The 25,836-nt window shown below is 63.0% G+C and carries 23 protein-coding genes; 2 read left to right on the top strand and 21 right to left on the bottom strand.

Annotated elements, in window-relative coordinates; translation table 11 throughout:
• Positions 1 to 15: 15 nt before the first annotated feature.
• Genes JHC81_RS05145 through JHC81_RS05165 form a run of 5 tightly spaced genes read right to left on the bottom strand, consistent with a single transcriptional unit; the run spans position 16 to position 5,224 of the window.
• Complete coding sequence (locus JHC81_RS05145) at positions 16 to 576, bottom strand: sugar transferase (protein ID WP_292171555.1); 561 nt, start codon at positions 574 to 576, stop codon at positions 16 to 18.
• A gap of 3 nt (positions 577 to 579) precedes the next feature.
• A complete protein-coding gene (locus JHC81_RS05150; protein WP_292171557.1) occupies positions 580 to 2,058 on the bottom strand; it encodes an aminotransferase class I/II-fold pyridoxal phosphate-dependent enzyme in 1,479 nt (492 codons plus the stop codon).
• Position 2,059: 1 nt separating this feature from the next.
• Positions 2,060 to 3,217: a UDP-N-acetylglucosamine 2-epimerase gene (gene neuC / locus JHC81_RS05155; RefSeq protein ID WP_292171560.1), complete on the bottom strand. Its 1,158-nt coding sequence runs from the start codon at positions 3,215 to 3,217 to the stop codon at positions 2,060 to 2,062.
• The gene (gene neuB / locus JHC81_RS05160; RefSeq protein ID WP_292171564.1) at positions 3,199 to 4,230 is read right to left on the bottom strand and encodes an N-acetylneuraminate synthase; all 1,032 of its coding nucleotides are present in this window, start codon (positions 4,228 to 4,230) and stop codon (positions 3,199 to 3,201) included. The genes neuC and neuB overlap by 19 nt, the downstream gene beginning before the upstream one ends.
• Before the next feature lie 52 nt (positions 4,231 to 4,282).
• The gene (locus JHC81_RS05165) at positions 4,283 to 5,224 is read right to left on the bottom strand and encodes an NAD-dependent epimerase/dehydratase family protein (RefSeq protein ID WP_292171567.1); all 942 of its coding nucleotides are present in this window, start codon (positions 5,222 to 5,224) and stop codon (positions 4,283 to 4,285) included.
• An 80-nt stretch (positions 5,225 to 5,304) separates the two neighbouring features.
• On the opposite strand from JHC81_RS05165, the gene JHC81_RS05170 reads away from it, so the two are divergent.
• A complete protein-coding gene (locus tag JHC81_RS05170) occupies positions 5,305 to 5,919 on the top strand; it encodes a NeuD/PglB/VioB family sugar acetyltransferase (protein ID WP_292171570.1) in 615 nt (204 codons plus the stop codon).
• Positions 5,920 to 5,924: 5 nt separating this feature from the next.
• Here the strand turns inward: JHC81_RS05170 and JHC81_RS05175 are convergent, their stop codons facing one another.
• From JHC81_RS05175 to gmd, 16 genes are all read right to left on the bottom strand, one after another.
• Positions 5,925 to 6,710 (bottom strand): FkbM family methyltransferase, encoded by a 786-nt coding sequence (locus JHC81_RS05175; protein WP_292171572.1) that lies wholly within the window; start codon positions 6,708 to 6,710, stop codon positions 5,925 to 5,927.
• A 78-nt stretch (positions 6,711 to 6,788) separates the two neighbouring features.
• Positions 6,789 to 8,132 (bottom strand): oligosaccharide repeat unit polymerase, encoded by a 1,344-nt coding sequence (locus JHC81_RS05180; RefSeq protein ID WP_292171574.1) that lies wholly within the window; start codon positions 8,130 to 8,132, stop codon positions 6,789 to 6,791.
• A 20-nt stretch (positions 8,133 to 8,152) separates the two neighbouring features.
• Positions 8,153 to 9,253, bottom strand: coding sequence for a hypothetical protein (locus JHC81_RS05185; RefSeq protein WP_292171577.1), 1,101 nt, complete (start codon positions 9,251 to 9,253; stop codon positions 8,153 to 8,155).
• 123 nt (positions 9,254 to 9,376) lie between these two features.
• Positions 9,377 to 10,822: a hypothetical protein gene (locus JHC81_RS05190; RefSeq protein WP_292171579.1), complete on the bottom strand. Its 1,446-nt coding sequence runs from the start codon at positions 10,820 to 10,822 to the stop codon at positions 9,377 to 9,379.
• Entirely contained in the window at positions 10,819 to 11,781 is a 963-nt protein-coding gene (locus JHC81_RS05195; protein ID WP_292171582.1) for an NAD(P)-dependent oxidoreductase, read from the bottom strand. The genes JHC81_RS05190 and JHC81_RS05195 overlap by 4 nt, the downstream gene beginning before the upstream one ends.
• On the bottom strand, positions 11,778 to 13,046 hold the full coding sequence (locus tag JHC81_RS05200; RefSeq protein WP_292171585.1) for a hypothetical protein: 1,269 nt from the start codon (positions 13,044 to 13,046) through the stop codon (positions 11,778 to 11,780). The genes JHC81_RS05195 and JHC81_RS05200 overlap by 4 nt, the downstream gene beginning before the upstream one ends.
• Positions 13,031 to 13,831 (bottom strand): SDR family oxidoreductase, encoded by an 801-nt coding sequence (locus tag JHC81_RS05205; RefSeq protein ID WP_292171587.1) that lies wholly within the window; start codon positions 13,829 to 13,831, stop codon positions 13,031 to 13,033. Before JHC81_RS05205 ends, JHC81_RS05200 begins: the two co-directional genes overlap by 16 nt.
• Complete coding sequence (locus JHC81_RS05210; RefSeq protein ID WP_292171590.1) at positions 13,831 to 15,231, bottom strand: glutamate-1-semialdehyde 2,1-aminomutase; 1,401 nt, start codon at positions 15,229 to 15,231, stop codon at positions 13,831 to 13,833. Before JHC81_RS05210 ends, JHC81_RS05205 begins: the two co-directional genes overlap by 1 nt.
• A gap of 4 nt (positions 15,232 to 15,235) precedes the next feature.
• Positions 15,236 to 15,910, bottom strand: coding sequence for a hypothetical protein (locus JHC81_RS05215; RefSeq protein WP_292171593.1), 675 nt, complete (start codon positions 15,908 to 15,910; stop codon positions 15,236 to 15,238).
• Positions 15,907 to 16,683, bottom strand: a complete 777-nt coding sequence (locus JHC81_RS05220) for an imidazole glycerol phosphate synthase cyclase subunit (RefSeq protein ID WP_292171594.1) — start codon at positions 16,681 to 16,683, stop codon at positions 15,907 to 15,909. Before JHC81_RS05220 ends, JHC81_RS05215 begins: the two co-directional genes overlap by 4 nt.
• Positions 16,683 to 17,306, bottom strand: coding sequence for an imidazole glycerol phosphate synthase subunit HisH (gene hisH / locus JHC81_RS05225; RefSeq protein ID WP_292171597.1), 624 nt, complete (start codon positions 17,304 to 17,306; stop codon positions 16,683 to 16,685). Before hisH ends, JHC81_RS05220 begins: the two co-directional genes overlap by 1 nt.
• 11 nt (positions 17,307 to 17,317) lie before the next feature.
• Positions 17,318 to 18,493 carry an N-acetyl sugar amidotransferase gene (locus JHC81_RS05230; RefSeq protein WP_292171600.1) on the bottom strand — a complete coding sequence of 392 codons (1,176 nt, stop codon included), beginning with the start codon at positions 18,491 to 18,493 and terminating at the stop codon, positions 17,318 to 17,320.
• A 3-nt stretch (positions 18,494 to 18,496) separates the two neighbouring features.
• Entirely contained in the window at positions 18,497 to 19,255 is a 759-nt protein-coding gene (locus JHC81_RS05235; protein ID WP_292171602.1) for an acylneuraminate cytidylyltransferase family protein, read from the bottom strand.
• Complete coding sequence (locus JHC81_RS05240) at positions 19,252 to 20,055, bottom strand: glycosyltransferase family 2 protein (protein ID WP_292171604.1); 804 nt, start codon at positions 20,053 to 20,055, stop codon at positions 19,252 to 19,254. The genes JHC81_RS05235 and JHC81_RS05240 overlap by 4 nt, the downstream gene beginning before the upstream one ends.
• Positions 20,052 to 20,531, bottom strand: coding sequence for a dTDP-4-dehydrorhamnose 3,5-epimerase family protein (locus JHC81_RS05245; RefSeq protein WP_292171606.1), 480 nt, complete (start codon positions 20,529 to 20,531; stop codon positions 20,052 to 20,054). Before JHC81_RS05245 ends, JHC81_RS05240 begins: the two co-directional genes overlap by 4 nt.
• Before the next feature lie 5 nt (positions 20,532 to 20,536).
• On the bottom strand, positions 20,537 to 21,649 hold the full coding sequence (gene gmd, locus JHC81_RS05250) for a GDP-mannose 4,6-dehydratase (RefSeq protein ID WP_292171609.1): 1,113 nt from the start codon (positions 21,647 to 21,649) through the stop codon (positions 20,537 to 20,539).
• A 214-nt stretch (positions 21,650 to 21,863) separates the two neighbouring features.
• On the opposite strand from gmd, the gene JHC81_RS05255 reads away from it, so the two are divergent.
• Positions 21,864 to 25,836 (top strand): M10 family metallopeptidase C-terminal domain-containing protein (locus tag JHC81_RS05255; RefSeq protein WP_292171611.1); only part of this gene is annotated, 3,973 nt, incomplete at its 3' end.

Genomic DNA, 25,836 nt, shown 5'->3' on the forward strand with positions numbered 1-25,836 from the left:
TTCGATGCCGAAGGCCTAGTGCGATATGTCTTTGGCGTGGATCACCTTGCCGATGGTCATCCAGAGGATCCGGATGTCCAGGCCAAGCGTCCAGCGCTGCAGATAATAGATGTCCAGCACCACCTTGTCCGGAATGGGCAACTCGTCGCGACCGTTGACCTGGGCCCAGCCGGTCAGGCCGGGGCGCAGTCGGTGGACACCATGCTCGGTCCGCAGTGCAATCAGGTCGTCCTGGTTAAAAAGGGCGGGACGGGGACCGACGACGGACATGTCGCCGACCAGTATGCTCCAGAGCTGCGGGAGTTCGTCCAGGCTGGACTTGCGCAGAAAGCCGCCGATAGGGGTCAACCACGACGTGGTGTCGGCGAGCAGATGGGTCGCCACCGCAGGCGTATCGATCCGCATCGACCTGAACTTCGGCATGCGAAACAAGCGATTGTCGCGTCCAACCCGGTCCGACCAGTAGAGCGCCGGTCCCGGCGACGTCAGCCGCACGGCCAGGGCGATGATCAGCATCGGGATGGCGAAGACCAGCAATGCTCCGCTTGCGAGCAGCAGATCGAACAACCGCTTCATGGCTTAGCGGCCCTTCAGAATGCCGCGCATGACATCAATGATCCGCGCGATCTCGGCAGGGCTCATGTTTGAGCCGGACGGCATGCAAAGTCCGGCATCGAAAATCTGGTCGGCAACCGACGTGTTGCCGTGCGCGAAATGGCGGCAGCCTGCGAAGACAGGTTGCTGATGCATGGGCTTCCATACCGGGCGGGCCTCGATCATCTCTTCGGCCAGTCGGGCGATGACCTGATTGGCCGATATGCCTGCCACCGCCGGATCGATCGTCAGGGCGGATAGCCAGCGGGTCGAATAGCTCCAGTCCGGTTCTGGCATCCATTCCAAGCCGGGGATATCCGCCAGACCGTCGCGGTAGGCCTCAAACACACCACGCCTCGCCTCGACGCGGTCACCCAGTACCTGAAGCTGTCCTCGCCCGACCCCGGCCAGGATGTTGGACATCCGATAGTTGAAGCCGATCTGGCTGTGCTGATAGTGTGGGGCGGGATCGCGCGCCTGGGTCGCCAGGAACCGCGCCTGCTTGATCAGATCCTCGTCGTCGGACACCAGCATGCCGCCGCCCGACGTGGTGATGATCTTGTTGCCGTTGAACGAAAAGATCCCCATCCTACCAAAGATACCGGACGGTTTGCCCTTGTATCGTGCGCCCAGACTCTCGGCGGCATCCTCGATCACCGGAACGCCATGGCGGTCGCAGATTTCGACTAGGGCATCCATATCGGCGCTCTGGCCGTACAGGTTCACCACAATGACGGCACGCGGCATCCAGCTCTCTGCCTGCGCTGCATCGAAAGCTCTTTCCAGCGCGACGGGCGACATGTTCCAGCTGCCCGGCTCGCTGTCGATGAACACCGGCTCGCCGCCTTCGTAGACGATCGGATTGGCCGAGGCCGCGAACGTCAGGGTCGAGCAGAAGACCCTGTCCCCCGGCTTCACGCCCAGCATGCGAACGGCCAGATGAATGGCGGCGGTGCCGGACGACAGGGCGGCCGCATGGCCGACGCCGACCAGATCGGCGACTTCCCGCTCGAACGCATCGACGTTGGGGCCCAAGGGCGCGATCCAATTGGTGCGGAACGCTTCCTCGACGAAATGCAGTTCTGCCTCGCCCATATGTGGCGTGGACAACAGGATGGGGGTGCCGATGTCGCGTCGGTTCAACACGCGGACAATCCGACCGTCGGCGTCGATCAGCGGAAGATGATTGATCTCGTGCTGATCCATCACCGCCAATGCAGCCTTGCGACTGATACCGTCGGGTGCGGTAATCGAAGCGAGGGGAGGCAGCTGTGCCAGGGTGTCGCCCATCTCCGCGCCGTTCAACAGAAGGCGACGCAGGTCGCCGTCGGTCACGGTCCGCTCGAACCGGTCCTGGGCATCGACCAGCAACAACATCTGCATGCCCGAGGCGTTGATGGTCTCCATCGCCTGCCGCAACGTCGTCGAGGCGCGGGCATAGAATTCCTTCACGTCGATCATCATTTCAGTACCGGTTGACCTTCATCAGCAGGTCGTTGTCGATGACGACCTCGGCCAAATGAGCCGCCACGCGGTTCGCGGCCGTACCCTCTGGCAGGCTGTATACATTGCCCGCCGGATAGCGGCCACGGGACAGCAGATCCTGGACGCCCGCCGCGATCGCGTTCGGCTCGATTTCGACGTCGGTCGTATTGGCGTTTCGTTCGCGCAGGTTCTGACGTCGCCCGACATTTAGCACCGGTGTGCCGAAACTGGCTGCCTCGGTGATGCCTGAGCTGGAGTTACCGACCATCAGATCGGCGATGGCTAGCACGTCCAGAAAATCCTCGCGCGGCAGATGGGTGCGCAGCTGGACATCGGTCTGCCCCACGGCTTGTTTCAGCGCCTTCAGCACGCCGTCGCTGCCCGCATCCGCATTGGGGGCCAGAGCCACGATCTGGCATCCGGCCGCAAGCAAGGTGTCGATCAGCAGCATCGTGTCCGCCTCGGCCCGCGCTGCTTCCTGCAGGACCGGGTGATAGACCATCAGGGCGATGGGCCTGGCAGGATGCAGCCCGTGTCGGGCGGCGACCAGCACGCGATCCGCCAATGGCCTGTCGTCCAGTCCGTCCAATCCGGGGGCTCCCACGACACAGACGTGTTCCGGGGCCTCACCCATGCGGATAAGCCGCTCGCGGGCCCCCTCGGTTGCCGTGAAATGCAGATGTGACAGCTTGGAAATGGCATGGCGCACCGGTTCGTCCACCGTCCCCGACCGCTCACCGCCGCAGACATGCGCCACCGGGATGTTCAGGTGGATGGCGGCCAACGCCCCTGCCAGCATCTCTCCACGATCACCCAGCACCAGCAGGATATCGGGTCGGTCCGCCTCGAGCGCGTCGACAAACGCCCCGATCATGATGCCGATCCCACGCGCCATGGTCGCCCCCGTCGCGGGTTCCAGCGCAACGGGAACGCGAGCGGAAATCGCCAAACCGGCCGCTTCGATCTCTCGCACCGTGTCGCCGTGCATGGGCGACAGATGCATTCCGGTGGCGATCACCGACACCTCCAGGGCCGCATGATCGCGGATGGCCTGAAGCGTGCGCCGCATCAGACCGAAGTCTGCCCGGGTGCCGCTGATGTAGCGCACGCGCCGCACGGTCAGTTCAAGTCCGACCATTGCAGGGGCTGGCCTGCGGGAATGGCCGTCTTGATGACGCGCCCCACCACCTCGTCCAACTGCTTGGCCGGAATGCCGCTGGCGGGACGCAACAGCATCAGGTCGGCCTCGCTCAGGGTCTCGCCGACGGCCAGATCACGGCCCGCAGTCACGGACCGGCGCACCACAGCACGCACGGGGATTTCGGAGGCGGTCGGGGCCTTGATCGGTGAGCCGAGCGCTGCCTCCACATCGCGGATCTGGCGCACCAAGGCGGTCAGTTCGGCTACGTCCAGCGAGGCAGTGTGGTCCGGCCCGCTCAGGCTTTTGTCCAGGGTGAAGTGCTTCTCGATCACCACCGCCCCCATCGCCACCGCCGCTGTCGAGACCGCGATCCCCAATGTGTGGTCCGAATACCCGACAGGCAGCCGGATCGCGTTGGCGATGGTCTGCATCGCCCGCAGATTCACGTCCGCACATGCGGCGGGATAGTTGGAGGTGCAGTGCAGGACCGTAACGCGCTCGGCCACCGGCGTGGTCAGGCCCAGGCTGGCGCGCGTCTCGGCGATGAAGGCGACGGCCTCTTCGACCTCCTGCAGGGTCGCCATGCCGGTCGAGACAATCAGCGGCAGGTCCTGTTTCACCAGATAGCGCAGGAACGGGAAGTTGGTGATTTCGCCCGAGGGCACCTTCATCCTCTTCATGCCCAACCGGACCAGCAGGTCGACCGAGCCGTTATCGAATGGCGTCGACATGAATTCGATGCCCCGCTGAAAGCAGCGCTCGACCAGCCGCTCGTGATCGGTGTCTGACAACTCCAACGGTCGAACCATATCCCGCTGGGTTCCTTCGCCGGTTTCGCGTTTCTGGTACTCGGCCTTGCCTGCGGTTGGACCGATCACAAGATCGGTGGAGAAGGTCTGAAACTTGACCGCGTCAGCTCCGGCGGCGGCGGCGGCATCCACCATCGCCAAGGCCCGCTCGGCGTCGCCGTTATGATTGACGCCAGCCTCGGCGATGATGAAGACGCTCAATGGGTATTCCTCGTTCTCGGACCCAGACCCGGCCCGGTCGATGCCGCCTGACCTAACCCATCGCGCCTGTGTGCGGAAGGCTTGTGGGATGCCAGTTCAGGGTCCGACGCGTATGGGCAATGTCCAGTTCTAGGTCGCCCAGCAGTTGCGACCGCATCGCCGTCCTGCCGAGCGCGCGCAAACCGAGATCTAGCAGGAGGGGCGGCATCGGCCACAGCTTCGCGCGTCGGCCCTGCCGCGCGGCCATGTCGACCAGCAGTTGGCGGGTCGAAACAGGTCGGCCATCGCTGATCAGAAAGGTCTGCCCCCTCGCGGCCGGATGATCCAGGCAGACGCCGATCAGATCGACCAGGGTTTCACGCGACACCAGATCGCGCCGGTTCCCGGTGACCAGACCCAAGGGTAGCGGAATGCCCCGGTCGATCCAGCGCGCCAATGTGCCCAGATTGCCCTTGGCATCCGGTCCCGTGACCAGCGGCGGACGAATGACGACCAGCTCCATCATCCCGTCGGCAGCTATCTCTGCCAGCGCCAGTTCAGCCTCATACTTGGACACCGCATAAGGGGACTGCGGACGGGGCGCGTCATGGGCCGTGAAGGGTTTGCCGGTCGTCTCGCTGCCATTCACACCAATGGAGGAAATGAAGACCAGCCGTTGCACGCCGGCCGCTTTCGCCTGCCGGGCCAAGGCCGCCGCCCCTTCGGTATTGGCCCGACGAAACGCGGCCAGCGGATCGTCCGCGGTCTCCCTGAGCACATGGGCGCGGGCGGCGCAGTGGACGATCACCTCCACATCCCGCAAGGCCAGTGACCAGTCCGTGTCGGGCCCCAGCTCACCGACGCGGACCACCTCTACCCCGGGGTGCCAGTTACCCGGGTCGTGACGCACAGCCGCCCGTACGCTCCGGCCCTGGGTCGCCAAGGCGCGCACTACGGCCTCGCCCAGAAACCCGGTCGCCCCGGTGACCAGCACGCGTTCCCCGCCTTGCGTCATTTGAAGGATCCGTCCTGTTCCGATGCGCGATGGCCGACAGCCTATTGGCCGGATCGCGCGGTCCGTGCAAATGTCCGACGATGAAGATCGCGATCTATGGACCCGGCGGCTTTGGTCGCGAACTGGTGCAGGCGGCGCGGGATGCCGCAGGCGACCATGGCGATGTCGTCTTCGTTTCCGACAATCCCGGCGAAGTGGGTCAGGTCATCTGCGGCGTGCCGGTGATCGGGCCGGACGCATTGGACTGCCCGGCCGTGATCACCATCGGCGATGCTGCCATCCGGCGCCGGATCGCGGATCGAATCACCGGGGGGCATCTGGCAGCCCGGACCCATCTGCGCGGGCCGGACGTGACGGTGGGCGAGGGCTCGGTGTTCTGCGACTTCACCGTGGTCACGGCGTCGGCCACCATCGGCCGGCATTTCCACTGCAACATCTATTCCTATGTCGCCCATGACTGCGTGATCGGCGACTTCGTCACCTTCGCCCCCCAAGTTGCCTGCAACGGCAATGTTCATATTGAGGACGACGTCTACGTCGGCACTGGTGCCATCCTGCGTCAGGGCACACCGGGCAAGCCGCTGCGCATCGGTAAGGGCGCTGTGATCGGCATGGGGGCGGTCGTGACTCGCGATGTGCCGCCCGGCGTCACGGTGATCGGTAACCCGGCCCGGCCGATGGAGCCCCGAAGATAAAGCCTTCAGGCTACTTTCAGATAGCTGTCGATCTGCTCGGCGCTAAAATAACCCTTGTCGCGACGCAGGGGCGAATCGAACGGCACGAAGACCAGGTCGACCTGGGCCAGGGCATTGTCCAAAGCGCGATAATGGCCCTCGAGCGTCTCGTAGCAGGCAAAGCCCAGCTCCTGCATGCGGACGACGATTTCGTTGAACTCCGGTGCGCCGTGGCGGAACTGGTGGAACGAGCATTCCAGGATAATCACATCGATCTGGTCCAGAATACCGGATGCTCCCTCAAGCACCAGCAGCTCAGCCCCTTGCGTGTCGACCTTCAGCAGGCAGGGGCGGGCGATCGGCTGGTCGATGATGCTGTCCAGGCGCCGCACCGGTACCTCGACCGTCTGGCCATCGAGCCGAGCGCCTTCCCACTGATCGAAGGTGGAAGAGCCGGAAATGTCGCTGTGAACGTTGAAGCGGATCAGACCATCGGTTGCCCCCGCCGCGACGTTGAAGGTTTTGGCCCCCAGCGTCCGCTCATACTCCGCCAGGATGGGTGCACAGGCCGGCACCGGCTCGACGAGATAAAGCTGCGCTCCTTTGGTGGACTTGTAGAGGCCCGGTGTGCCGTGGGCGACACCGACATCGACCACGGTCTTGAAGGTGCACCCCAGCCGCCCGAGGTGTGCCACGAACGCCTCGAAATCACGGTTGGGTGTGCTGGCCGGAACCAGCTTCAGCGCCGCGAGACCGAGCACACCATTGATCAGCGGCAGGATGCGCGTGCGGACGTATTCTTTAAATCGCATGATGTCTTTCGGGCCTTGCTGGGGGGCCAAGCCTTAGCAATCTTGGAGGGGCAGGGCAGCCCTTTTCGGAAGTGTTGTTCAGAACCAGCGTCGAGGGCTTGCCGCTACCGCCACAACCGGACGCACTCTGACGTTGACCGTGCACAGAACGCCGATCAGCCATAGGTGCGTGATCAGCCCATTGGAAAAGCCGACAGGCGTGCCGATAATGCTGAACAATATGCCTACGACGACGAAGGGGACAGCCAGAACCCAGCGAGGGTCCCGGCCCAGCTTGACGAGGCCATACACCTTGCCCGTCAGCCAGCCCCAGATCAGGCAGGGGATGAGGCCCAGGAACTTCAGGTCAACATACAGTGTCCCGAATGCGGACGGCAGGAAGCCATAGACGTTGATGGCCCCGAGATGAGCATAGCCATTGGCGACGAACTCGCCGTTAAGGCGTCGCATCACGGCTGAGATCAGATCGACACCGTAAACCCCATACAGCATGGGCCCGTCATAGCTGGTGAAGAGTGTGTTCGACATCACCAAGCCCTGAAGAAGATACCAGAAGCTTACGAACATCAGGTAAGCACCCTCGGAACCCAGGAGCTGGAAGATGGTGTTGGAGCCGGGACCGTTGAAGTTGACCCCCCACGACTGACCCGCGACCCCGAACATTGCGTCCACACCGCCTGAAATTTCGGCTCGCGTCAGGAACACCTGCATGAAGTAAACGAACATGACCGCGCCGAGAACGCCGATCACGGCCTTGCCGGGGGCTCCCAGCTTGAATGGGCGCCGCGCTGGGCGCCGCACGTGTCCCATCGTGCGCTGAACCGCTAGGCCCGCCGGTCGGGCCGCTGGTTTGGCTTTGGGATGCAACTGCTTTCGCAGATTGAAAGCGTAGATCATCATGACCAACGCATAGAGCAGCGGCGAACGGCCCCCCATGGCCAGAGCCGCCATGAGGACAGGCAACAGGCCGAATATGCCGATACGCCAAGGTACGGGGCGCGGTCGGAAAGCGATTTCACGTACCAGATACACATAGCCGGCGGGGTAGGTCAGGAAAGCAAGCTGGAACCAGATAGTACTGGCGGATTCGCCGCCGCTCATCAGAGCTCCGGCGGTTTCGGACCGCGCTTTGTAGGCATCAGCCAGGTCGAAGAGGTTGCGCCCTTGCGTATCCATGAAGGAGGCGAAAATGGCGATGAGCGCCGCCGCGATCAGCAGGCGGTCCGCCAGGCGAAAGTCGACGACGATGTCCGTCCGTCTGGGTTGCTGCCGCTGTGGCCGGGCGGCCATCATGGCTCCGAAGCAGAAGACCCCGATGAACAGGAACAGGATCAGGTAGCCATACAGGCTCATCACCCGGTTCTCGAGCTGGAACGGCAGGATGAAAAAGGCGACCACGCAGGTCAGCCAGACCATCAGCATCAGGGCGGCGGGATGAAATCTCACCCGATCACGCAGGTGATGACGCGGCGCTCGCCCTCGACGACCATGCCGCCGCGGTGGATGCCCTTGGTGTCGAACAGGACGATGGACCCTTTGGGGGCCTGGATGGCCCATAGTCCGGCGTTGATGTCAGCGCTGATCGGCGATGCCGGGGTCAGGTCGTTGCCAAAGGCCCCCTTTTGCCGCAGCCGGGCGGGCAGGGCGGCGAACTTGCGGCGTGCCTGAGGATCTGTGGTGCCAAGGCCGTTGCTGTCATTGACCTCGCAGATCAGATCATCCAGTCGCGAGATGCGCATGCGGTTCGACCCCAGGACATAGCTGAATGGCCCGTTCCGCTCGCCTACGTCGCTCAAATAGATAATGGCCTTCAGGTCGCCGCCAGAAGCGTCACGGTGGCAATAGGCCGTGGCTGGAAGCTGGTCGGCGCTGATGTCCGGAAAGATGTCGCGCCAGAAGCTGTCGGTGACGTCGTTGATCTGTGGATTGACGTCGATCAGTCGGGCTGGCCGACCCAGATAGGCGTCTGACGCCGCCATTACCCCAGCATCGCGCAACAAAGTCTCGATCTGTTCGAAAAGGGCCTGGGCCTCGGCGCGGCTGGCCTGCCCGCGGGACTCTTCGAAGGCGCGCTTGCCGTTGGACTGTCCTCGCCGTGCTGCCAAGGCCGCGAACTGGGGTGCGGAGGTCTGTTCCAACTGGGTGACGCGGTCTTCGGGAACCGCCACCACCATGACGCCATGCCGGTCCAGGCGGCTGCCGTCGGCCGAGGTCGTCGCGCTGGCGTGGCGCTTGCGCATGGACCCGGCTGCCATGTTCCGCAGCGCGGCACCCACAAACCGCAGGCGGCCGCTGAGCGAGCGGTCGCTGCGGATATCATACGGAATCATCTCGTAGCGGATGGTTCGTTTCAGCAGCAGCTTGGCCATGCCGGTCGCGAATGTCGTCCCGGCGCTCAGCCGCGTCTTGAGATCGACCGTCTGTGCCAGGTCGCGATAGGCCTCGTGCTTGTCGTAATCGACCATGGACGGATGCCAGGCCACATCGGGCATGGCCCGAAGGTCGGGCCCCGGGTCCAGGATCACATAGCCGGGCGACGTCATCGGACAGGCCTGTCTTTCTGCTGCGCGAGACCGCTTGCTGGCCCAAAAACGCGGGCGATACCAGACCCGTCTCCTATCCAAGCCGACCCCGTCAGGTCAAGCAAACCCGCCCCGTGGTGCGCGTCAGCGCAGGGGTGACCCGTCATGTCCACCCCCGCCCCTGGGCATGTGCCGACCGTGCCAATTCTCGCCGTCTGGCCCCAGCAGCCTCAGCCGCGCGCCCAACTGACGACCCAGTTCGGCGGTGGTCTCGTCAGGTGATCGGTCGTCGAACCCCTGGAAGCAGAAAAAGTCCGCGTCGAAACTGCCCTGCAGCAGCCGGGCAACAATCCTGGCCTGACGGCCATACAGATCGGCAGGCAGCATGGTTTCGTGCAGACGATGCGGTAGGACGCTCAGGCCGTGCCAGGTTTTCAGGACGATGAAATCCTGTTCGTTCGGTACATAATAGGCCTCCGCTGTGACCGACTTCAGGCCCAGAAGAGCTGCCTGAAGACCCAGGGTACCGGTCGCGGTCAGGCTGACGCCACATGTCGCCAGCATCTCGTTGCCGCTGACCTCATAAGGCGCAATGACGACGTTCGGCAGGGCGCTTAGGCGGCTCAGAAGCTCAGTCTGGCGAAAGCCGAATTGCAGAGGGTGATCCTTCACCACCACGATGAAGCCGTCAACGACCAGGTGTCGGGCCGCCTCGACAAGCATGTCCTCGTGGCGCACCATGGCCAGGTCGTCGACCCAGTAGTCTATGGCCGCCTCGGGCAACAGTTGCAGGCCGAACAGGACGCGGCGGTCCCGGGGAAAGGTCTGGACCCTGGCTTTCCAGTCCGCCTGGACCATGTCGATGACGCGGATGTCCGAAAGCTGCGGCTTGTGCCCCAGGCTGGACTGGGCATCCAGGTAATGCAGATTCAACGGATCACGTTTCAACCACGACACGGCCTTGAAAACCCACCCTCTAAGCCGAAACCGCCAGAAGGTCCTCAGAAACCGCGCCCGCGTGAAGGGGGCCTGGTTCTGCACATAGGTGGGGGTAAAGACCGGCGCGGCGATCTCGCGGATGCGGGTTTCGACGGCCCCCGCATCAGCCTCGACATCGCTGTTGATCAGCCGGCCGCGGTGCATCAGCATGCACATACCGGGCAAGGCGCTGGCCGTGACCTCGAAGTAGGGAATGCCTCGGGCTCGTGCGCGGCGGGCCAGTACGTCGGAAACATAGCTGTCGATCGGAAAGCCGGTGACGACGGTGGGCCGAACCGTGTCCAGCACCCTCTCCATAGCTGTCGCCATGGCCTGCGCCATCGCCGTCGCTTGATCGGTAGGCAGCCAGCGCAGAACGCGACAGCGGGCAATGATGTCGGTGATCTCGGCAGGGGCCAGCAACGCGTCCCGCGCGCCGCTATTTGTCCGAAAGTTCTCGTAGGCGGCGTAGAAATCGTCCGTCACCCACCGATCGCCCTTGCCGCGTCGGTCGGTCAGAACCACCGCATGATCGAACCCCATGTGGTCACCGATATGCCGCCACCAGCCTTCCATGCGGTGGATGGCATAGATCAGAACCGTTCCGGTCATCGCGTCTCTCCGGTCGTCCGGTCCTGTGCGATCAACCAGTCGGCGGTCCGGCGAACACCCTCGGCCATGCTGATCGTCGGTGGTCCGGCGATGGTGTCGATCGGAGTGGTGTCGTAGACATAGTCGGTCATCATATTGTCCAGCCGCCGCGAGGTCAGAGGCGTCTTCAGTCCGGTGGCGGCAGCCAGATCGCCCATCACGCCCAGCAACCGAGCCAGGGGCTCGGGCAATGTGTAAAGCCGCCGCCCGAACTGTGCCGCGAACGCGTCCGACCAGGCCCGCAAATCCACCGGCGGGCTATCGGCCAGATACATGACACGACCCGCGATTTCGGCTTCAGCGACAGTGCCGAGTGCCTCCAGCTGGGCCGTCAGGGTGTCGATGTAGGAATAGGATTTCAGACGCGGGGTCCTGCCGACATGGAAATACAGTCCCCGACGTATCAGCCGCAATATGCCCAGATAGTGCTCGCTCATGCCCGGACCCCAGATGGTGGTCGAGCGCGCGATGACCCAGGTCTTGCCGCCCCCGTTCGCCGCTCGGACGCGCCGCTCGCCCTCGGCCTTGCTGGCTCCATAGCCCCCGTCCGGATCGAAGTGAGTATCCGATGATGGCGGGCGTCCGGGACGATTGACCAATTGGGACGACATCCAGATCACGCGCTGCACGGATGGTGCGTTTGCGACCGCCTCCAGCAGGTGACCCACTCCGGCGGTGTTGGCCGCATAGCCGTTCTTTGGCGGCCCCTTCAGGTCCGTCTCGGCAGCAAGATTGTAGATCACGTCAGGCTGAAAGGTAATGAGGGCTTCGCGGATTGAGGTGGGATCCAGCAGGTCGCCTCGCAGCGTATCGTCTCCGCCCTGACGGCTGAAACCGCTGACATGATGCCCGCTATCGACCAGCCGTCGCATCAGGGCAGCTCCCACGAAGCCCCGGCTGCCGGTGATCAGGACCTTCATGCCCGGACACCTTTTCCAGTCAGGCGAAACACCCGTTTAGCGACCAATACGAGATACAGTCCGGACGTGATGACCAAGGCCGTTGCCGCGCCATAAACCCCGAACTTCCATGTCAGTATGGCCAGCACCACGGCACCGACGGCGAAGGCCATCGTTTGATAGCGGAGCACTACGCGTTCGCGATGCAGGGCGTTCAGGATCAGGGCGTTGAAGTCCGCTGCAGCCCGCAGAACAAAACCTCCCAGCATAATCGCGATCAACGGCAAACTGAGATCAAACCGCTCGGCATAGATGCCGTCTGTCAGGGTGTCGGCCAGCCAGAGTAAACCCAGCAGCAGAGGTGCTCCGATCAGGGTCTTGCCGTATTCGCCCATCACTCGCCACCGCAGGTGGGCCACATCGTGCGTATGGGCTGCGGCGAAAATGGCGGGCGTAATGCGGTTGAACGAAACGACGTTGAACAGTTGATAAGCCAGGGACACCAGTACCGTGTGCCGGAAATACAGCCCGACCTGATCCAGCGGCATCAGAGCCCCGACCGCCAGCCGATCGTACTGAAGGATCACCAGAGCGATGAGCCCCAACATGAAATGCACCCCGGACGCCCGGTGTTGACCCAGGATGTCGACGGCGAAATGAAACGGCCTTTCACGTGGCGCAGCGATACGTATGCGCAGCCACATCAGCGCCAGGGCTGCCGTGCACAGGACGGCGCCCGCCGCCCACACCGCCAGGACGAAGCCAAGGTCCAGCCCGGTCCCCGACAGCAGGGCCTGGTAAAGCACCACCCCGACCAGCACCAGATTCTTCGCCGCCACCAGCAGCAGCAGTGGATAGTAGCGGGTTGAAATCAGGGCGAAGAAATACGCCTGGTTCGACAGATGCTCGCCGATCACGATGACCACGGCGAACGCGATCAGTTCCGGGCTGACCTGGGCCAGCAGGACGATCGCGCCGATGAACAGCGGCACCATCAGAACCCAGTTGAAGGCGAAGAACCCCAGCGCCGAGGAGACATAGCGGTCAAACACCTCATAAGGCTGACCGGCGGTGCGCCTCTGGATGTCGATGTGGCGCTCGAAGTTGAATCCGAAGGCGAACAGGCCGACCAGGGTCGTCAATAGCCCGAACTGCCCCGCCTGGCTGATGGGCAGGGCATAGGTCGCGGCCAGGATGAAGCCTGCGCGTGCCGCTACATCCAGCAGCTTGACCACGATCAGATACAGTTGGCCCCGCCTTTGGTCTGTAATCACCAGGCGGTCCATCCGCCGTCGACCATCAGCACATGGCCGGTGACATAGCTGGAGGCTTCGCTGGCGAGGAACAGCAGCGGCGGCACCATCTCTTCGGCTCGCGCCATCCGGCCCATCGGTACCCGTGCGGAATACAGATCGTTGAATACACCATTCTGACCGCTGGAAACGCCACCGGGCACGATGCAATTGACCCTAATGCCCTTGTCGGCCCAGTAGGTGGCCAACCATTTGGTAAATCCGACCACGGCCGCCTTTGATGCTGAGTAGACCGCCGGCGTATTGATCGGCCCGCCCAGATAGGACGAGCCTTCATAGATGCGATTGTCGGGGCCCACGACCCCGTAGATGGAGGCCGTCTGGACGATCCGGCCCTTGATGCCGCCCGCCAGCATGGTCTTTCCGACCGCCTGGGCCATCAGGAACATGCCGTCGATATTGACCGACATGATCTCCCGCCAGGTCTCAATGGAATAGTCCTCGAAAGGAGCCATACAGGCGCGCACGTCATCGGTTTTGGTCGCAGCGTTGTTGATCAGGATGTCGATCCGCCCGAACCGTTCCATCACTGCCGCAACGCAAGCTTTAACCGAGGCGGCATCGGACACGTCGCAGGCAAATCCCGCCGCGCTTGCGCCCAGTTCGGCGGCGGCCTCACCGGCGGCGTCGCCGAACAGGTCCACGACCGCGACGCTGGCCCCGGCCTCAGCCAGTCCCTCGCAGAAGCGTCGACCCAGAATGCCCGCGCCTCCGGTCACCAGCGCCACCTGGCCATCCAGTCGCGAGACGTCAGCCATCAGTTGTGGGTCCTGAAGACGGGCTTGATGACGTGATCGTCTTTGTAGCGATCCAGGCCTTCGTCCAGCGCGGCGGCATAGACTTTCAGGGCACCATCCAGCGCCTCCAGCGTCATCTGAAGCTCGGTCTCGCCGTGCGCCTGACAGGTGCCGAGCCAGGGCATCATGACGCCGCGCGCGATCATCTCTTGCGACAGCAGCGTCCGCATGGCCAGCGACGGCTGTCCGTCCCGGTCGCGGGTAACGTAGTTCATCAGAATCTCGGGACCCTCGGTGACGAAGTGGTCCTGCAATCCGCGGGCAGCGGCGACCTGGGCAAACCCGGCCCTCAACTTGCGTCCGTAGGCCCACAGGCCCAGCGGCACCTCCTCTTCAGCATTGATGCGGGTCGCTTCGACAAAGGCGCCCAGCGCGGGCATTTCGCCGCCATGGGTGGTGGACAACAGGAAGGTGCGTTCCATGCCGGGCTGATCGGTCGCGCCGACCTGCATGTATTCGCGCTTGCCCACTACAGCGGCCAAGGCAAAGCCGTTGGCCATGGCCTTGCCGAAGGTGGCGATGTCCGGTTCGATCCCAAAAAGGTAAGACGCCCCTTTCAGATGCCAGCGAAAGCCGGTGATCATTTCGTCCAAGATGAACAAGGCCCCGCCCGCATGGGCTACGGCCTTGGCTTGATGTAGAAAATTGCTCTTGTTGTTCGGGCAGGCCGAGCACGGTGTGGCAGGCCAGTCGGCCTGCATCGGGCAGGTGCCGCAGGGGGTGATGTGCGTCGCGGGCTCCAGCATCACCGCCGCGATCTGGCCGGGATAGGCGTCGAAATGCGCTTGTAGCGAGGCGACGTCGTTATAGTCGAACAGCAGCGTAGACTCCGCGTGGTCCGGCAAGGTGCCGCGCTTGACGGCGGTCGAGCCGATAAACCAGTCGTCGAAAGAGAAAAACGGATGCTGGCGCGGCACGCAGACGTAGCGGCGGCCGGTATAGGCGCGTGCGATCTTGACGGCGGCGCTGGTTGCGTTCGAGCCATTCTTGGCGAACTTGACCATCTCGGCACAAGGCACGGTATCGCAGATCAGTTCGGCGGCCTGAAGCTCGATCTCGGACGCGCGGGTCAGATTCACGCCGTTCTCGATCTGACGGATGGCGGCAGCGTTCACCCTGTCGTCCGCATAACCTATCGATATGGCCCGCAAGGCCATGCCATAGTCGAGGTAGCGGGTGCCGTGCGTGTCCCAGACATATGCCCCTTTCCCCCGCGCCAGCACCGGCGGTGCATTGGTTGGAAATTGGTCATCGCCGCGCGAATAGGTGTGCGCTCCACCCGGAATCGCCTTGTGCAGCCTCAGCCGCAGAGCGGCGAAATCCGCCGCCGAGTTCGAGGCGATCTTCAGGTCGTCAGGCATGATCTCAGGCTCCGTGGGTCCGCCAGATCGGCAAGGGGCCGTCTTGACGTCGAACGATGGCGGTCTTCGGGCCTCCAATATAGAGGCTGTTGTCCGGCAGGTCGCGGTCCAGAACCAACGATTCCGTGGCGATGTGGCAATAGTCGCCAATGACGCATCGCCCCAGCACAGCGCTGCCAGGCCGCAGCGTCACGTGCCGGCCAAAGGTCGGGTAGAGGTCCCGGTTCGACCCGACGCCGCACCGCTGATAGGCGATGAAATAGTCACTGTAGGTGCCACGCCCCAGAACCGTCCCCAGCGGGTGCACCAAAAGGAAGATGTCGGGCAACTGCACTTCGTAGAAGGCGTCCAGCCCGTGCAGGGCCTTGTTCAACAGGAACAGTTTAGAGCAGACCGAGGCGGGCCCATCCTGGCGATGCAGTTCATTGGCCAGCAGATACAGCCACATGGCGTATTGATCGCCGTGCAGATGGTTGAACACGACCTGTTCGCCGTCGAAGAAATAGCGATTTTCAACATGGCTGAAGCAATGTTCAAGCCGAGCCAACGCGACCTGAACCGCAGGCATCAGCGTGTCGAGGCCGACCGTTTCGCCATCGGGAAAGCTGGCATTGCACTGAGCGGCGGCATAGGCGGCCAGGCCCCTGGCGTCCAGACTGGCGCGAACCCTCAGGCTCACGAGCGGCTTCCTTTCTGGCTGCGGACATTGACGCCGTTGGTGCTCAGATAGGTCCGCACCTTGATCGGGCTGTGGTCGGTGAAGATAAACATCGACGAGATGGTGATCGCCGATGCCCCGGCGTTCAAGGCCCTGATACAGTCGTCCAGACTGCCCGCGCCTGAGGACGCGATCAGGGGAATGTCCAACCGATCCGACAGGGCCGCGATCATGTCCAGGTCATAGCCGTCCATCATCCCGTCGTGGTCGATGGACGTCATCAGGATCTCGCCCGCATGCAGGTCCTGCATGCGCAGGGCGAACTCCACCGGATTGTGGGTCGTAGCGACACGGCCGCCGTGTCCGAAGACCCGTTTGCGACCGAATTCGTCAGCGCGATAGTCGATGGAGACGACGATGCACTGGTCCCCGAACCGGCTCGCGGCCTGGGTGATGAAGTCGGGGTCGTCGATAGCTGCGGAGTTGATGCTGACCTTGTCCGCCCCGCTTTTCAGCAGGGCCTCGATCTGCGCCAGGGTCCGTACGCCACCGCCGGCGGTCAGGGGCACAAAGACCTCCTCGGCCACGCGCTCGATGATCGGTCCGGCCACCGTGCGGCCTTCAGCAGAGGCGTCGATGTCGACGAAGATCAGCTCGTCCACGCCATAGCTGTCGTAAACCTTGGCGGTCGAAACGGGGTTGCCCGCCTCGCGCTGATCGTCGTGAAAGCGGCGCATCTTCACCAGACGGCCGTTCCGTATAAGGAATTTTGGGATGATCCGTTTCTTGAGCATCAGAAGTCGTGCGCCAGCCAGTTCTGCAGAAGCTGCAGCCCGTTGTCTTGGCTCTTTTCCGGGTGGAACTGCGTCGCGGTCAGGTTTCCACGCCGCACTGCAGCCGTCACGACACCCCCGTGATCGGTGGTAGCGATCAGGTCCTGCGGGTCCCGACAGGCCATGTGGAATGAGTGCACGAAGTAATAGTCGCTCTCGCCCGACGGCAGGCCGGCGAACAGCCATTCGTCCGGCGCGAACGAGACGGCATTCCAGCCCACGTGCGGCACCTTGGCCGGCGGGGCCACATCCAGCGGCAGGATTTCCGCATCCAGCCAGCCCAGGCCCCGATGCGTGCCGTGCTCATGGCTGACCCGGGCGAATAGCTGCATCCCCAGGCACACACCCAGCACCGGCTTCTTCTCCTCCAGCGCCAGCCTGTCCAGCGCATGTCTCAAGCCCGGCTTGGCTTCGATCGCCTTCATTGCATCGCCGAAAGCGCCTACACCGGGCAGGACCAGCCGATCGGCAGCCTCTAGTTCATCGACGTCGGCAGTCACCACCGCGTCCTCGCCGATGTACTCGAAGACGTTCATCAGCGAGCGGACGTTGCCCATGCCGTAATCGACGATAGCGATGGTCATCGCTTCCGTCCCTACTCGACCTTGGCCTTCGGCGGCCCCACTGGAATGTGGCTCAGGTCCGTGCGGTCCCATTTGTCGAAGTCCGGCATGACCGGCCCGGTTTCCATATTCTTGCGGTCGAACTTCCAGGGATGGACCTGATGCGGTTCCAGATAGGCGTAGAACTCGTCCTCGGTCATCTGGATCTGTTCCAGAAACCAGTCCATCGAGGCGGGGCGCTTGCCGTCGTATTTGGCCTCGATCTCCAGCGCTTGCTCACGCGTCTTGCGACCGTTGCGGATGTCGATCGACAGCAGGTGGTTGGCCCGGCCATAGCCGCGCTTCACGAATTTGGACCAGTCGCGCATGCCCTGGAAGGTGCATTCGATTTTTTCGTAGTCATATTCGGGAGGCACGCCCTCGACCGGTTGGCCTTTCCAGCCCAGTTCCTTCTCGATCAGGGCGACGTTGTTCTTGGTGTCCCACTCGATGTAGTTGCCCAGGCAAATGGAGCGAACCTTTAGCTTCAACAGGTCCTTGCGCTTGGGATAGTCGAACATCCACAGGTCGCGGCGTTCCACCCGCCCCTGCAGGAATTCATACATGTCGTCGGCGGTGATGCCCTGGTTCATCAGGCGGTTGAACCGTTTCTCGTCGACCTCCTCCATCTCTTCGAAGGTGTACCAGCTATGGTATTCCGCCGAGGTCTCGCCCCAGAATATCAAGGGGATGCCAAATCGCACAGCCATATGCATGACGCCGGAATAGATGCCGGTGTGGCAATGCCAGCAGAAATCGCCCCGTCGCTTGAAGCTCTCCAGCATCAGCTCACGCACGACGTGGAAGTTCGGCGTGAATTCGACGACATCGACGCCCAGCTGCTTGAATACCGAGGTGTTGTTTTCCTCCACCTTGGGCCGATAACCCCAGTGGTTGTAGCGGACCACGAGCGGCTTCAGCTTCAGCGTCTTGACGATGTAGTAAAGTTGAAAGACCGAGTCCTTGCCGCCTGAATAAGGCACGATGCAGTCGTAAAGGTCCTTGTCCTTGTATTCGGCGATTATATCATCCAGCTGCCGCTGACGGTCAGCCCAGTCGATCTTGTCCTTTTTTGCTTCTATCTGGCGACAGACCGAGCAGACGCCTTCTTCATCGAAGGTGATGGTATCGACGGTCTCCGGGACCAGGCATTTGGTGCACTTACGCATATTCTATCTCTCGCTGGACGGTATGGTCCGGCTTTCTTCTTTCAAGATGGCGTCCAAATTCTCGCTGATCGCCTCGATGCAGATGAAGTCGATCAGATCGTCCACCTCATAAGCCTTATGGCGGGCGGTACGGTACCCAAGCGTGCGGCTGTGGCAGAAGCCCAGCTCGCGGCGCAGCGCATCCACGCTGGATATATACAGGCTGCCGTCCAGGCTGAAAACTGGTTCCAGGTCCTGTCGGCGCGGCATGGCGGCGAACCCGCCGGGTTGCAACGGATGGATCGTTCCATCGGTCGCCTGCCGAACCGCATAGGCCGGATGGGTCGTCTCCAGCAGGGCGATGCCGACGATCGCATCCGCCTGATCGCCCGCCTGGATCAGCTGCGTCAGCGCCGCATCGACGTCGCTGCCTTCTGTCAGCGGTGAGGTCGGCTCCAGGAGGACGATATAGTCATAGACTTCGCCGCCCTCGGCCAGGGTGTCCACCGCATGCAGAATGAAGCCCAGGCTGGGTGCGGTATCGCTGGCCAGCTCGGCCGGTCGCAGGAATGGTGCGTCGGCTCCGTGCGCCACGGCTATCTCGGCAAAGTCCTGGTCATCGGTCGAGATGATGACACGGTCCACATGGGCCGAGGCTTTCGCCGCCGCGATCGGCCAGGCCAGCAGGGGCTTGCCGGCCAGGGGGCGGATGTTCTTCAGCGGCAGGCCCTTGGAGCCCTTGCGCGCCGGGACGATGGCCAGAACCCGCTTGCCGTCGATCATCTCGACCCTGCCTGGTCGGCGATCAGATCGGGAACCTTGACGAAGGGGGCGCGCGCTCTCTGGATCGAACGGTCCACCACCTTATGTGCCAGGAACAGGGCCTTGGGATAGTTCAGTCCGTGGGCCATCTGGCTGGCGCGGATTTCGTCGTTCTGGCGCATGATGCTGGAGGCCGATCCTCCCGTCGCGCCACCAGACCGCATCCGCACCCAGATGTGAGGCAGATAGACCGACTTCACCCTGGCCACATAGAAGGTGCGCAGCAGGAAGTCATAGTCCGCAGCCAGTCGGTAGGTCGTATCGAATGTGCCGACCTTGTCATAGACGGACCGCCGCAGGAACACCGTGGGGTGGGCGGGAATGAAGCCGCGGCGCAGGTTCTCGATCGTTGCCGGCCGCGACTTCCAGTGGCGCTCGATCTTGGCGGTGTCTTCGGGGCTGACATAGACCAGATCGGCGTGGACCGCCTCGACGGACGGGTCTTCGAAGGCCGCCATCACCTGCTCCAGCACATCAGGCGAGCAGTAATAGTCGTCGGAGTTGATGAAGCCGATGATGTCGCCGGTCGCCCGCGCCAGGCCCTTGTTATAGGCGTCATAAATGCCCTTGTCGGGCTCGGAAATGGCCGAGGTCACACGCGCGCCGTCGCGCGCAACGATCGCCATCGTATCGTCCTTGGACCCGCCGTCGACGATCAGATATTCGAAGTCAGCCAGGGTCTGGGCGTTCACGGATTGCAGCGTGTCGGCAATCGTTTTCGCGCTGTTCCAGCAGGCGGTGATCAGCGAAAGCCTGGTCATGCGACGCCTCTTGCGGAAGACAGGGGTGGGGCCGCGCGGTCCTTGTCGGACAGGATAACAGTCGTCACGCCCAAAAGCTCTGGCAGCCGGTCGGCGATGGACCAGGCCTGCTCCGAGGCCTCATCATACCCGCCGTCGCAGGCATATTCGAACACCGTGTCCTCCAGGGCGTAGAAGCCGTGGGCATATTGCGCCTCGATCCGAACCCAGCCATCGGCGGGCGTCAGTGTGGTCGTCTTCAGTTCGAGCGCAGGATCAGCCACGTCCACGACCACGTCGATGATGCTGCCGGATACCACGCGAATGACCTTGGTCTGGGCCGAGGGGGCCATCTGCACATGAAGCCCCCGAAACACGCCCTTCCTCGAGAACGAGCGCTTCAGGACCATGCTGTCGCTTTCGTACAGCACCTCCAGCCAGCCGCGATTGTCTTCGCGGCGATGGGCCGTCTGATCCAGGCGAACGAACGGGTCCACGATGATCAGCCCCAGTCCGCGTTCTTCAGCAAGACGGCCTTGCGGGCCGCCAGCAGATCGGCCTCCATCATCTCGTCGACCATGGCCTCGAAGGTGATTTCTGGCTCCCAACCCAGCCTGGCCTTGGCCTTGGCCGGATTGCCCAGCAGGGTCTCGACCTCGGTCGGACGGAAGTAGCGGGGATCGACACGCACGATGGTCGCGCCGGCCTTGATCGCCGGACAACGGACCTCGGCATGGGCCGGATCAACGGCCTCGACGATGCCGACCTCATCGACCCCCGTGCCTTCCCAGCGCAAGGTCACGCCGATACGGGCCGCCGACACCTCCACGAATTGGCGCACGCTGTACTGCTTGCCGGTGGCGATGACATAGTCCTCGGGCTCGTCCTGCTGCAGCATCAGCCACTGCATGCGGACGTAGTCCTTGGCGTGACCCCAGTCGCGCAGGGCGTCCATATTGCCAAGGTAAAGACAGTCGCTGAGGCCCTGCGCAATCTCGCCCAGACCCCGGGTGATCTTGCGGGTCACGAACGTCTCGCCCCGCCGCTCGCTCTCGTGATTGAACAGGATGCCGTTGCAGGCGAAGATTCCGTAGGCCTCGCGGTAGTTCACGCACATCCAGTAAGCGAACATCTTGGATACCGCATAGGGGCTGCGCGGATAGAAGGGTGTGGTCTCCGACTGGATCGGTTCCTGCACCAGGCCGTACAACTCGGATGTCGAGGCCTGATAGAATTTCGTCTTCTTCTCCAGCCCCAGGAGCCGGATCGCCTCCAGCAGCCGGAGCGTCCCGAGGGCGTCGACGTCGGCGGTATATTCAGGAGTCTCGAAACTGACTGCCACGTGGCTCTGGGCACCCAGATTGTAGATCTCGTCCGGCTGAACTTCTTGGATGATGCGCACCAGATTGGAAGTGTCGGTCAGGTCGCCGAAATGCATCTGAAAGCGCACGTCGCCCTCGTGCAGGTCCTGATAGATGTGATCCACACGATCGGTATTGAACAGCGACGAACGACGCTTGATGCCGTGAACGTGATAGCCCTTGTCCAGCAGAAATTCGGCCAGATAGGAGCCGTCCTGGCCGGTGACGCCAGTGATCAGCGCGGTCTTGGTCATACGGGTCTCCAGCACCGAAACAGGCCGTCGCTCAAGGAAATAGCCAGATCGGCCCGGGGTCAGGCGCGATTGGACGACCGGCGCGTGGTCCTATCGCACGCGGCCCATCCTCGACAAGGGCGCATGCGGCCAGCGTCGCACATAGCACGGTTACGCTTGTCGCCCGTCACCGGCACGCTAGTGTGCCGTCGACGAATTTCAACGGGGACGACCAATGTTCGACACCTTTGCCTCCAGCCGCTTCGCCACGCTGGACGATACGCTCTCTGAAACCGGCTCCGGCGGAGGGTCCGGACGGTTCCGCGAAGGTGACGGACCGGCGACCAATCCGTCCTTCGGGGCGATCGCCAGCTATCAGATCTGCGGATGCTGCGGCGTGTTCCGCGGACCAACCGACGGGTCAGACGGCGGCGGTCAGGGCATCATCCTGAACGGCGATGATCGTGGCGACGTCGGCAGCAATGGCAAGATCTCGCTGCTGACGGGCGACGCCGGTGCGCAGATCACCCGCTCGAACCAGAGCTGGGCGACCGCCCTGGGTACCGCAGCGACGGTGACCTATTCCTTCCGGGCTTCGGCTGCGACCATGCCGACCGATACCCAGGGCTTTACCCAGTTCAGCGCGGGACAAATCGCCGCCACCTTGCAGGCTCTGGCCGCCTGGTCCGATGTGGCCAACATCACCTTCACGCGTGTCAATGACGCGGGGTCGGAATATTCCAACAACGCCACCATCGTCCTGGGCAACTACAGCTCGGGTCAACAGGGCGCTGCAGCCTTTGCCTATCTGCCGGGCGGACAGCCGGGTGCAACCGGTGCAAACGCGGTCCAGGGCGATGTCTGGATCAACAGCTCGCTCAACTATAATGCCAATCCGGTTCAGCAGGGTTATGGTCAGTTGACCCTGCTTCATGAGATCGGCCACGCCATCGGCCTCAGCCACCCGGCGGCCTACAACGCGTCCGCAGGCTCCTCGATCACCTACGCCAACAACGCGGTCTATTTCGAGGACTCGCTGCAGTACAGCGTGATGAGCTATTTCGAGGAGACGCAGACGGGGGCCAACTACCGCGTCAATAACGTAGGCTCGACGCGCTACGCCTCTGTGCCGCAACTCGACGACATTTCGGCGGCGCAGCGTCTGTACGGCGCGAACATGAGCACGCGCACGGGTGATACGACCTACGGCTTCAACTCCAATGCGGGCCAGGTCTGGTTCAGCGCCTCGAGCGCCAGCTCTGCCTTGATCTTCGCCGTTTGGGATGCGGGCGGTGTCGATACGTTCGACTTCTCCGGTTACACCTCCAACAGCGTCATTGATCTGCGCCAGGCGGCCTTCTCCAGCGTCGGCGGTATGGTCGGCAATGTGTCAATTGCTCTGGGGGCCGTGATCGAGAACGCCATCGGAGGCACGGGATCGGACACAATCCGCGGCAACTCGGGCGACAACCGCATCACAGGCGGCGGGGGCAACGACACGATCGACGGCGGGCTGGGGACCGACACCGTCGTCTTCTCCGGTGCCCGCTCCAGCTATACCATCACCTGGAATGGCCAGACCGGAACCGTGACGGGACCAGGCGGCACCGTCACGGTCCGCAACGTCGAATTCCTGGCCTTCTCCGACGGTACCATTGCCGCAGCACCGACCGGTGGACTGAGTGTCGCTGGTGATATCACCAATGAGACCATCAGTGGTTCGGCTCTGGGCGACCTGATCGGTGGTCTCGGCGGCAATGACACCATCAACGGCCTGGATGGAAACGACACGCTGGACGGCGGCTCGGGTGCCGACATCCTGAACGGCGGTAACGGCGACGATATCCTGGTCGGCGGGCTGGGCAATGACACGCTGAGCGGCGGAGCCGGAATCGACACCGCAGACTATTCGGGAGCGGCCGTCGGCGTCGCCGTCGATCTTTTCGACGGAGTCGCATCTGGGGGAGCTGGCGTCGATACGCTGACCTCCATCGAATCCGTCACTGGTACAGCGCTGGCCGACACGATCACGGGAGATGCCAACGCCAACATCCTGCGCGGTGGCGGAGGCATCGACGTCCTTAGCGGCGGCGGCGGCGACGATCAGCTCTTCGCCGGAGCGCCGGGCCTCTCCAGCGCGGCCCCCGACATCGTCAAGGGCCCCACCACGGCGAACAGCACGATCGCCACGGCGGTTTCACTTAATGGCGCATTCGACCTGCTTCCGAACGCGGATATCGCCAACGCCACGACTATTCCGCATGCCACCGTCGTCGCCACGACGCATGGAGGTGTCGAATATTATGCCATCACGGTCCAGGCAGGCGAAACCGTGGCCTTCGATATCGACGGTGCCTCTTTCGATACCACGCTCAGGCTGTTCGACGCTGCGGGCAACGAACTGACGTCGAACGATGACTCGTCGGCGGATGCAGGGGCCGCAGGAACAGATTCGGCCCTGACCTTTTCGTTCGGCGCTGCCGGCACCTATTATATCCAGGTTGCCGAATGGGCCGCCAATGGCGGCGGCACTTTTACGTCCAAGGCTCCTGCAATCGGCGGGCGTTATACCCTTCACATCTCGTCACCGGATCAACCGGCCGCTCCGACGATACAGACGGGATCGACGTTGAACGGCGGCACCGGTGCAGACCGACTGGAAGGGGGAGCCGGCGTCGATACGATGAATGGGGGTGCCGACAATGACACCATCATTGGTGCAGGCGGAAACGACGTAATCGACGGTGGTGCCGGTACCGACACGGCTGTCTTCACCGGCAATTTCTCGGCCTATACGATCACCACGACCAACGGCGTCACCACGGTCACTGGCGCGGACGGAACGGACCGGCTGACCAATGTCGAACAGCTTCAGTTCGCGGACGGCCTGCGTGACATCAACGGCAACACCATCGTGGGTGGCGGGCCGATCAATGGCACCTCCGGTAACGACACCCTGTCCGGTACGACGGCTGGGGACACCATCAACGGCGGTGCCGGCGACGACGTCATCACAGGTCTGAGTGGGAACGACACGATCGACGGGGGCGAGGGCACGGACACGGCCGTCTTCAGCGGCACGATCACCACCTCGACCGTCAGCACGGTGAACGGCGTGACCACGGTCACCGGTCCGGACGGTACCGACACCCTGACCGGCGTCGAACGCCTGCAGTTTGCAGACGGCACGCTGATTGTCGGGGCTGGCGGCGGGCAGTACTTCGGTGGCACCGGGGCCAACGACATCACGAATGGGACGGCATTTGCGGACGAGCTGTTTGGCCAGGCCGGCGACGACATTCTGAATGCTCTGGCAGGGAACGACCTGATCCGCGGTGGTGACGGCAACGACCGGATCAATGCCGGAACGGGCGTGGATCAGATCTACGGTGACGCGGGAGACGATACCCTGGTGGTAACGTCTATTGCCTCTGGCCAGCCCTTTTCCACCTTCGATGGTGGGACAGGCTCCGACACCTTCGATGCAAGCGCGATCTCTACAGCCATGAGCGTCTCGGCCACACCGGCAGGCGGCTTGCAGGTTGGCAACTACACAGCTTCCAGCGTCGAACGCATAATCGGAGGCAGCGGTAATGACACTTTCAACCTCAGTGCAGCGGTTGGGGGTGTCGAAGTGTCGGGTGGTGCCGGCAACGATGCCATTCAGGGCGGTAACGGTATTGACCGTCTGAATGGAGGTGAAGGCGACGATCTCATCACCGGTCTGGCTGGTGATCAGTTGTTCGGAGATAATGGCGACGACACTCTGGTCTTCGTCGCGGGTGCCAATGTTGCAGGCACCCTTATTGCAGGTGGGGCCGGTACCGACACGGCGATTCTCAGGGGCAGCTCAGCTTCGGTCGATCTTGCGCAAGGGACGGCTTCGGTCGGATCGAATTCGGCAGGAATTTTCGCTGTCGAGAACGTCGTCGTAGAGGGTATGGGCGCAGGCCTGCGCACTGTTCTCGGCAATGGTGGCGACAACAGGTTGGAAGTGGGCAACCTCGGCAATGATGGCAGCTTCGGTGTCAACTTCGATGGCCGCACCGGCAATGACACCCTCTTGGGCGGGCGCGGTTCCGACACTCTGAATGGTGGAGACGGCAACGACGTCCTGCGCGGAGGAGCCGGCAGTGACACCCTGATCGGCGGTGCCGGGGTCGACACGGCGGACTATGGCGGCGCGGCGGGTGGCGTGGTGGCCAGTC

The sequence above is a fragment of the Brevundimonas sp. genome (genome assembly GCF_016463295.1).
Lineage (GTDB): Bacteria > Pseudomonadota > Alphaproteobacteria > Caulobacterales > Caulobacteraceae > Brevundimonas.

Coding starts and splice junctions, on each gene's coding strand:
- JHC81_RS05190 (WP_292171579.1), bottom strand. CDS start 10,822: ATGACCGGAACGGTTCTGATCTATGCCATCCACCGCATGGAAGGCTGG.
- JHC81_RS05235 (WP_292171602.1), bottom strand. CDS start 19,255: ATGATCGACGGCAAGCGGGTTCTGGCCATCGTCCCGGCGCGCAAGGGC.
- neuC (WP_292171560.1), bottom strand. CDS start 3,217: ATGGTCGGACTTGAACTGACCGTGCGGCGCGTGCGCTACATCAGCGGC.
- JHC81_RS05165 (WP_292171567.1), bottom strand. CDS start 5,224: ATGACGCAAGGCGGGGAACGCGTGCTGGTCACCGGGGCGACCGGGTTT.
- JHC81_RS05195 (WP_292171582.1), bottom strand. CDS start 11,781: ATGAAGGTCCTGATCACCGGCAGCCGGGGCTTCGTGGGAGCTGCCCTG.
- JHC81_RS05175 (WP_292171572.1), bottom strand. CDS start 6,710: ATGCGATTTAAAGAATACGTCCGCACGCGCATCCTGCCGCTGATCAAT.
- JHC81_RS05150 (WP_292171557.1), bottom strand. CDS start 2,058: ATGATGATCGACGTGAAGGAATTCTATGCCCGCGCCTCGACGACGTTG.
- JHC81_RS05200 (WP_292171585.1), bottom strand. CDS start 13,046: ATGGACCGCCTGGTGATTACAGACCAAAGGCGGGGCCAACTGTATCTG.
- JHC81_RS05145 (WP_292171555.1), bottom strand. CDS start 576: ATGAAGCGGTTGTTCGATCTGCTGCTCGCAAGCGGAGCATTGCTGGTC.
- JHC81_RS05240 (WP_292171604.1), bottom strand. CDS start 20,055: ATGACCAGGCTTTCGCTGATCACCGCCTGCTGGAACAGCGCGAAAACG.
- JHC81_RS05180 (WP_292171574.1), bottom strand. CDS start 8,132: ATGCTGATGGTCTGGCTGACCTGCGTGGTCGCCTTTTTCATCCTGCCG.
- hisH (WP_292171597.1), bottom strand. CDS start 17,306: ATGACCATCGCTATCGTCGATTACGGCATGGGCAACGTCCGCTCGCTG.
- JHC81_RS05220 (WP_292171594.1), bottom strand. CDS start 16,683: ATGCTCAAGAAACGGATCATCCCAAAATTCCTTATACGGAACGGCCGT.
- JHC81_RS05210 (WP_292171590.1), bottom strand. CDS start 15,231: ATGCCTGACGACCTGAAGATCGCCTCGAACTCGGCGGCGGATTTCGCC.
- JHC81_RS05230 (WP_292171600.1), bottom strand. CDS start 18,493: ATGCGTAAGTGCACCAAATGCCTGGTCCCGGAGACCGTCGATACCATC.
- JHC81_RS05170 (WP_292171570.1), top strand. CDS start 5,305: ATGAAGATCGCGATCTATGGACCCGGCGGCTTTGGTCGCGAACTGGTG.
- JHC81_RS05185 (WP_292171577.1), bottom strand. CDS start 9,253: ATGACGTCGCCCGGCTATGTGATCCTGGACCCGGGGCCCGACCTTCGG.
- gmd (WP_292171609.1), bottom strand. CDS start 21,649: ATGACCAAGACCGCGCTGATCACTGGCGTCACCGGCCAGGACGGCTCC.
- JHC81_RS05205 (WP_292171587.1), bottom strand. CDS start 13,831: ATGGCTGACGTCTCGCGACTGGATGGCCAGGTGGCGCTGGTGACCGGA.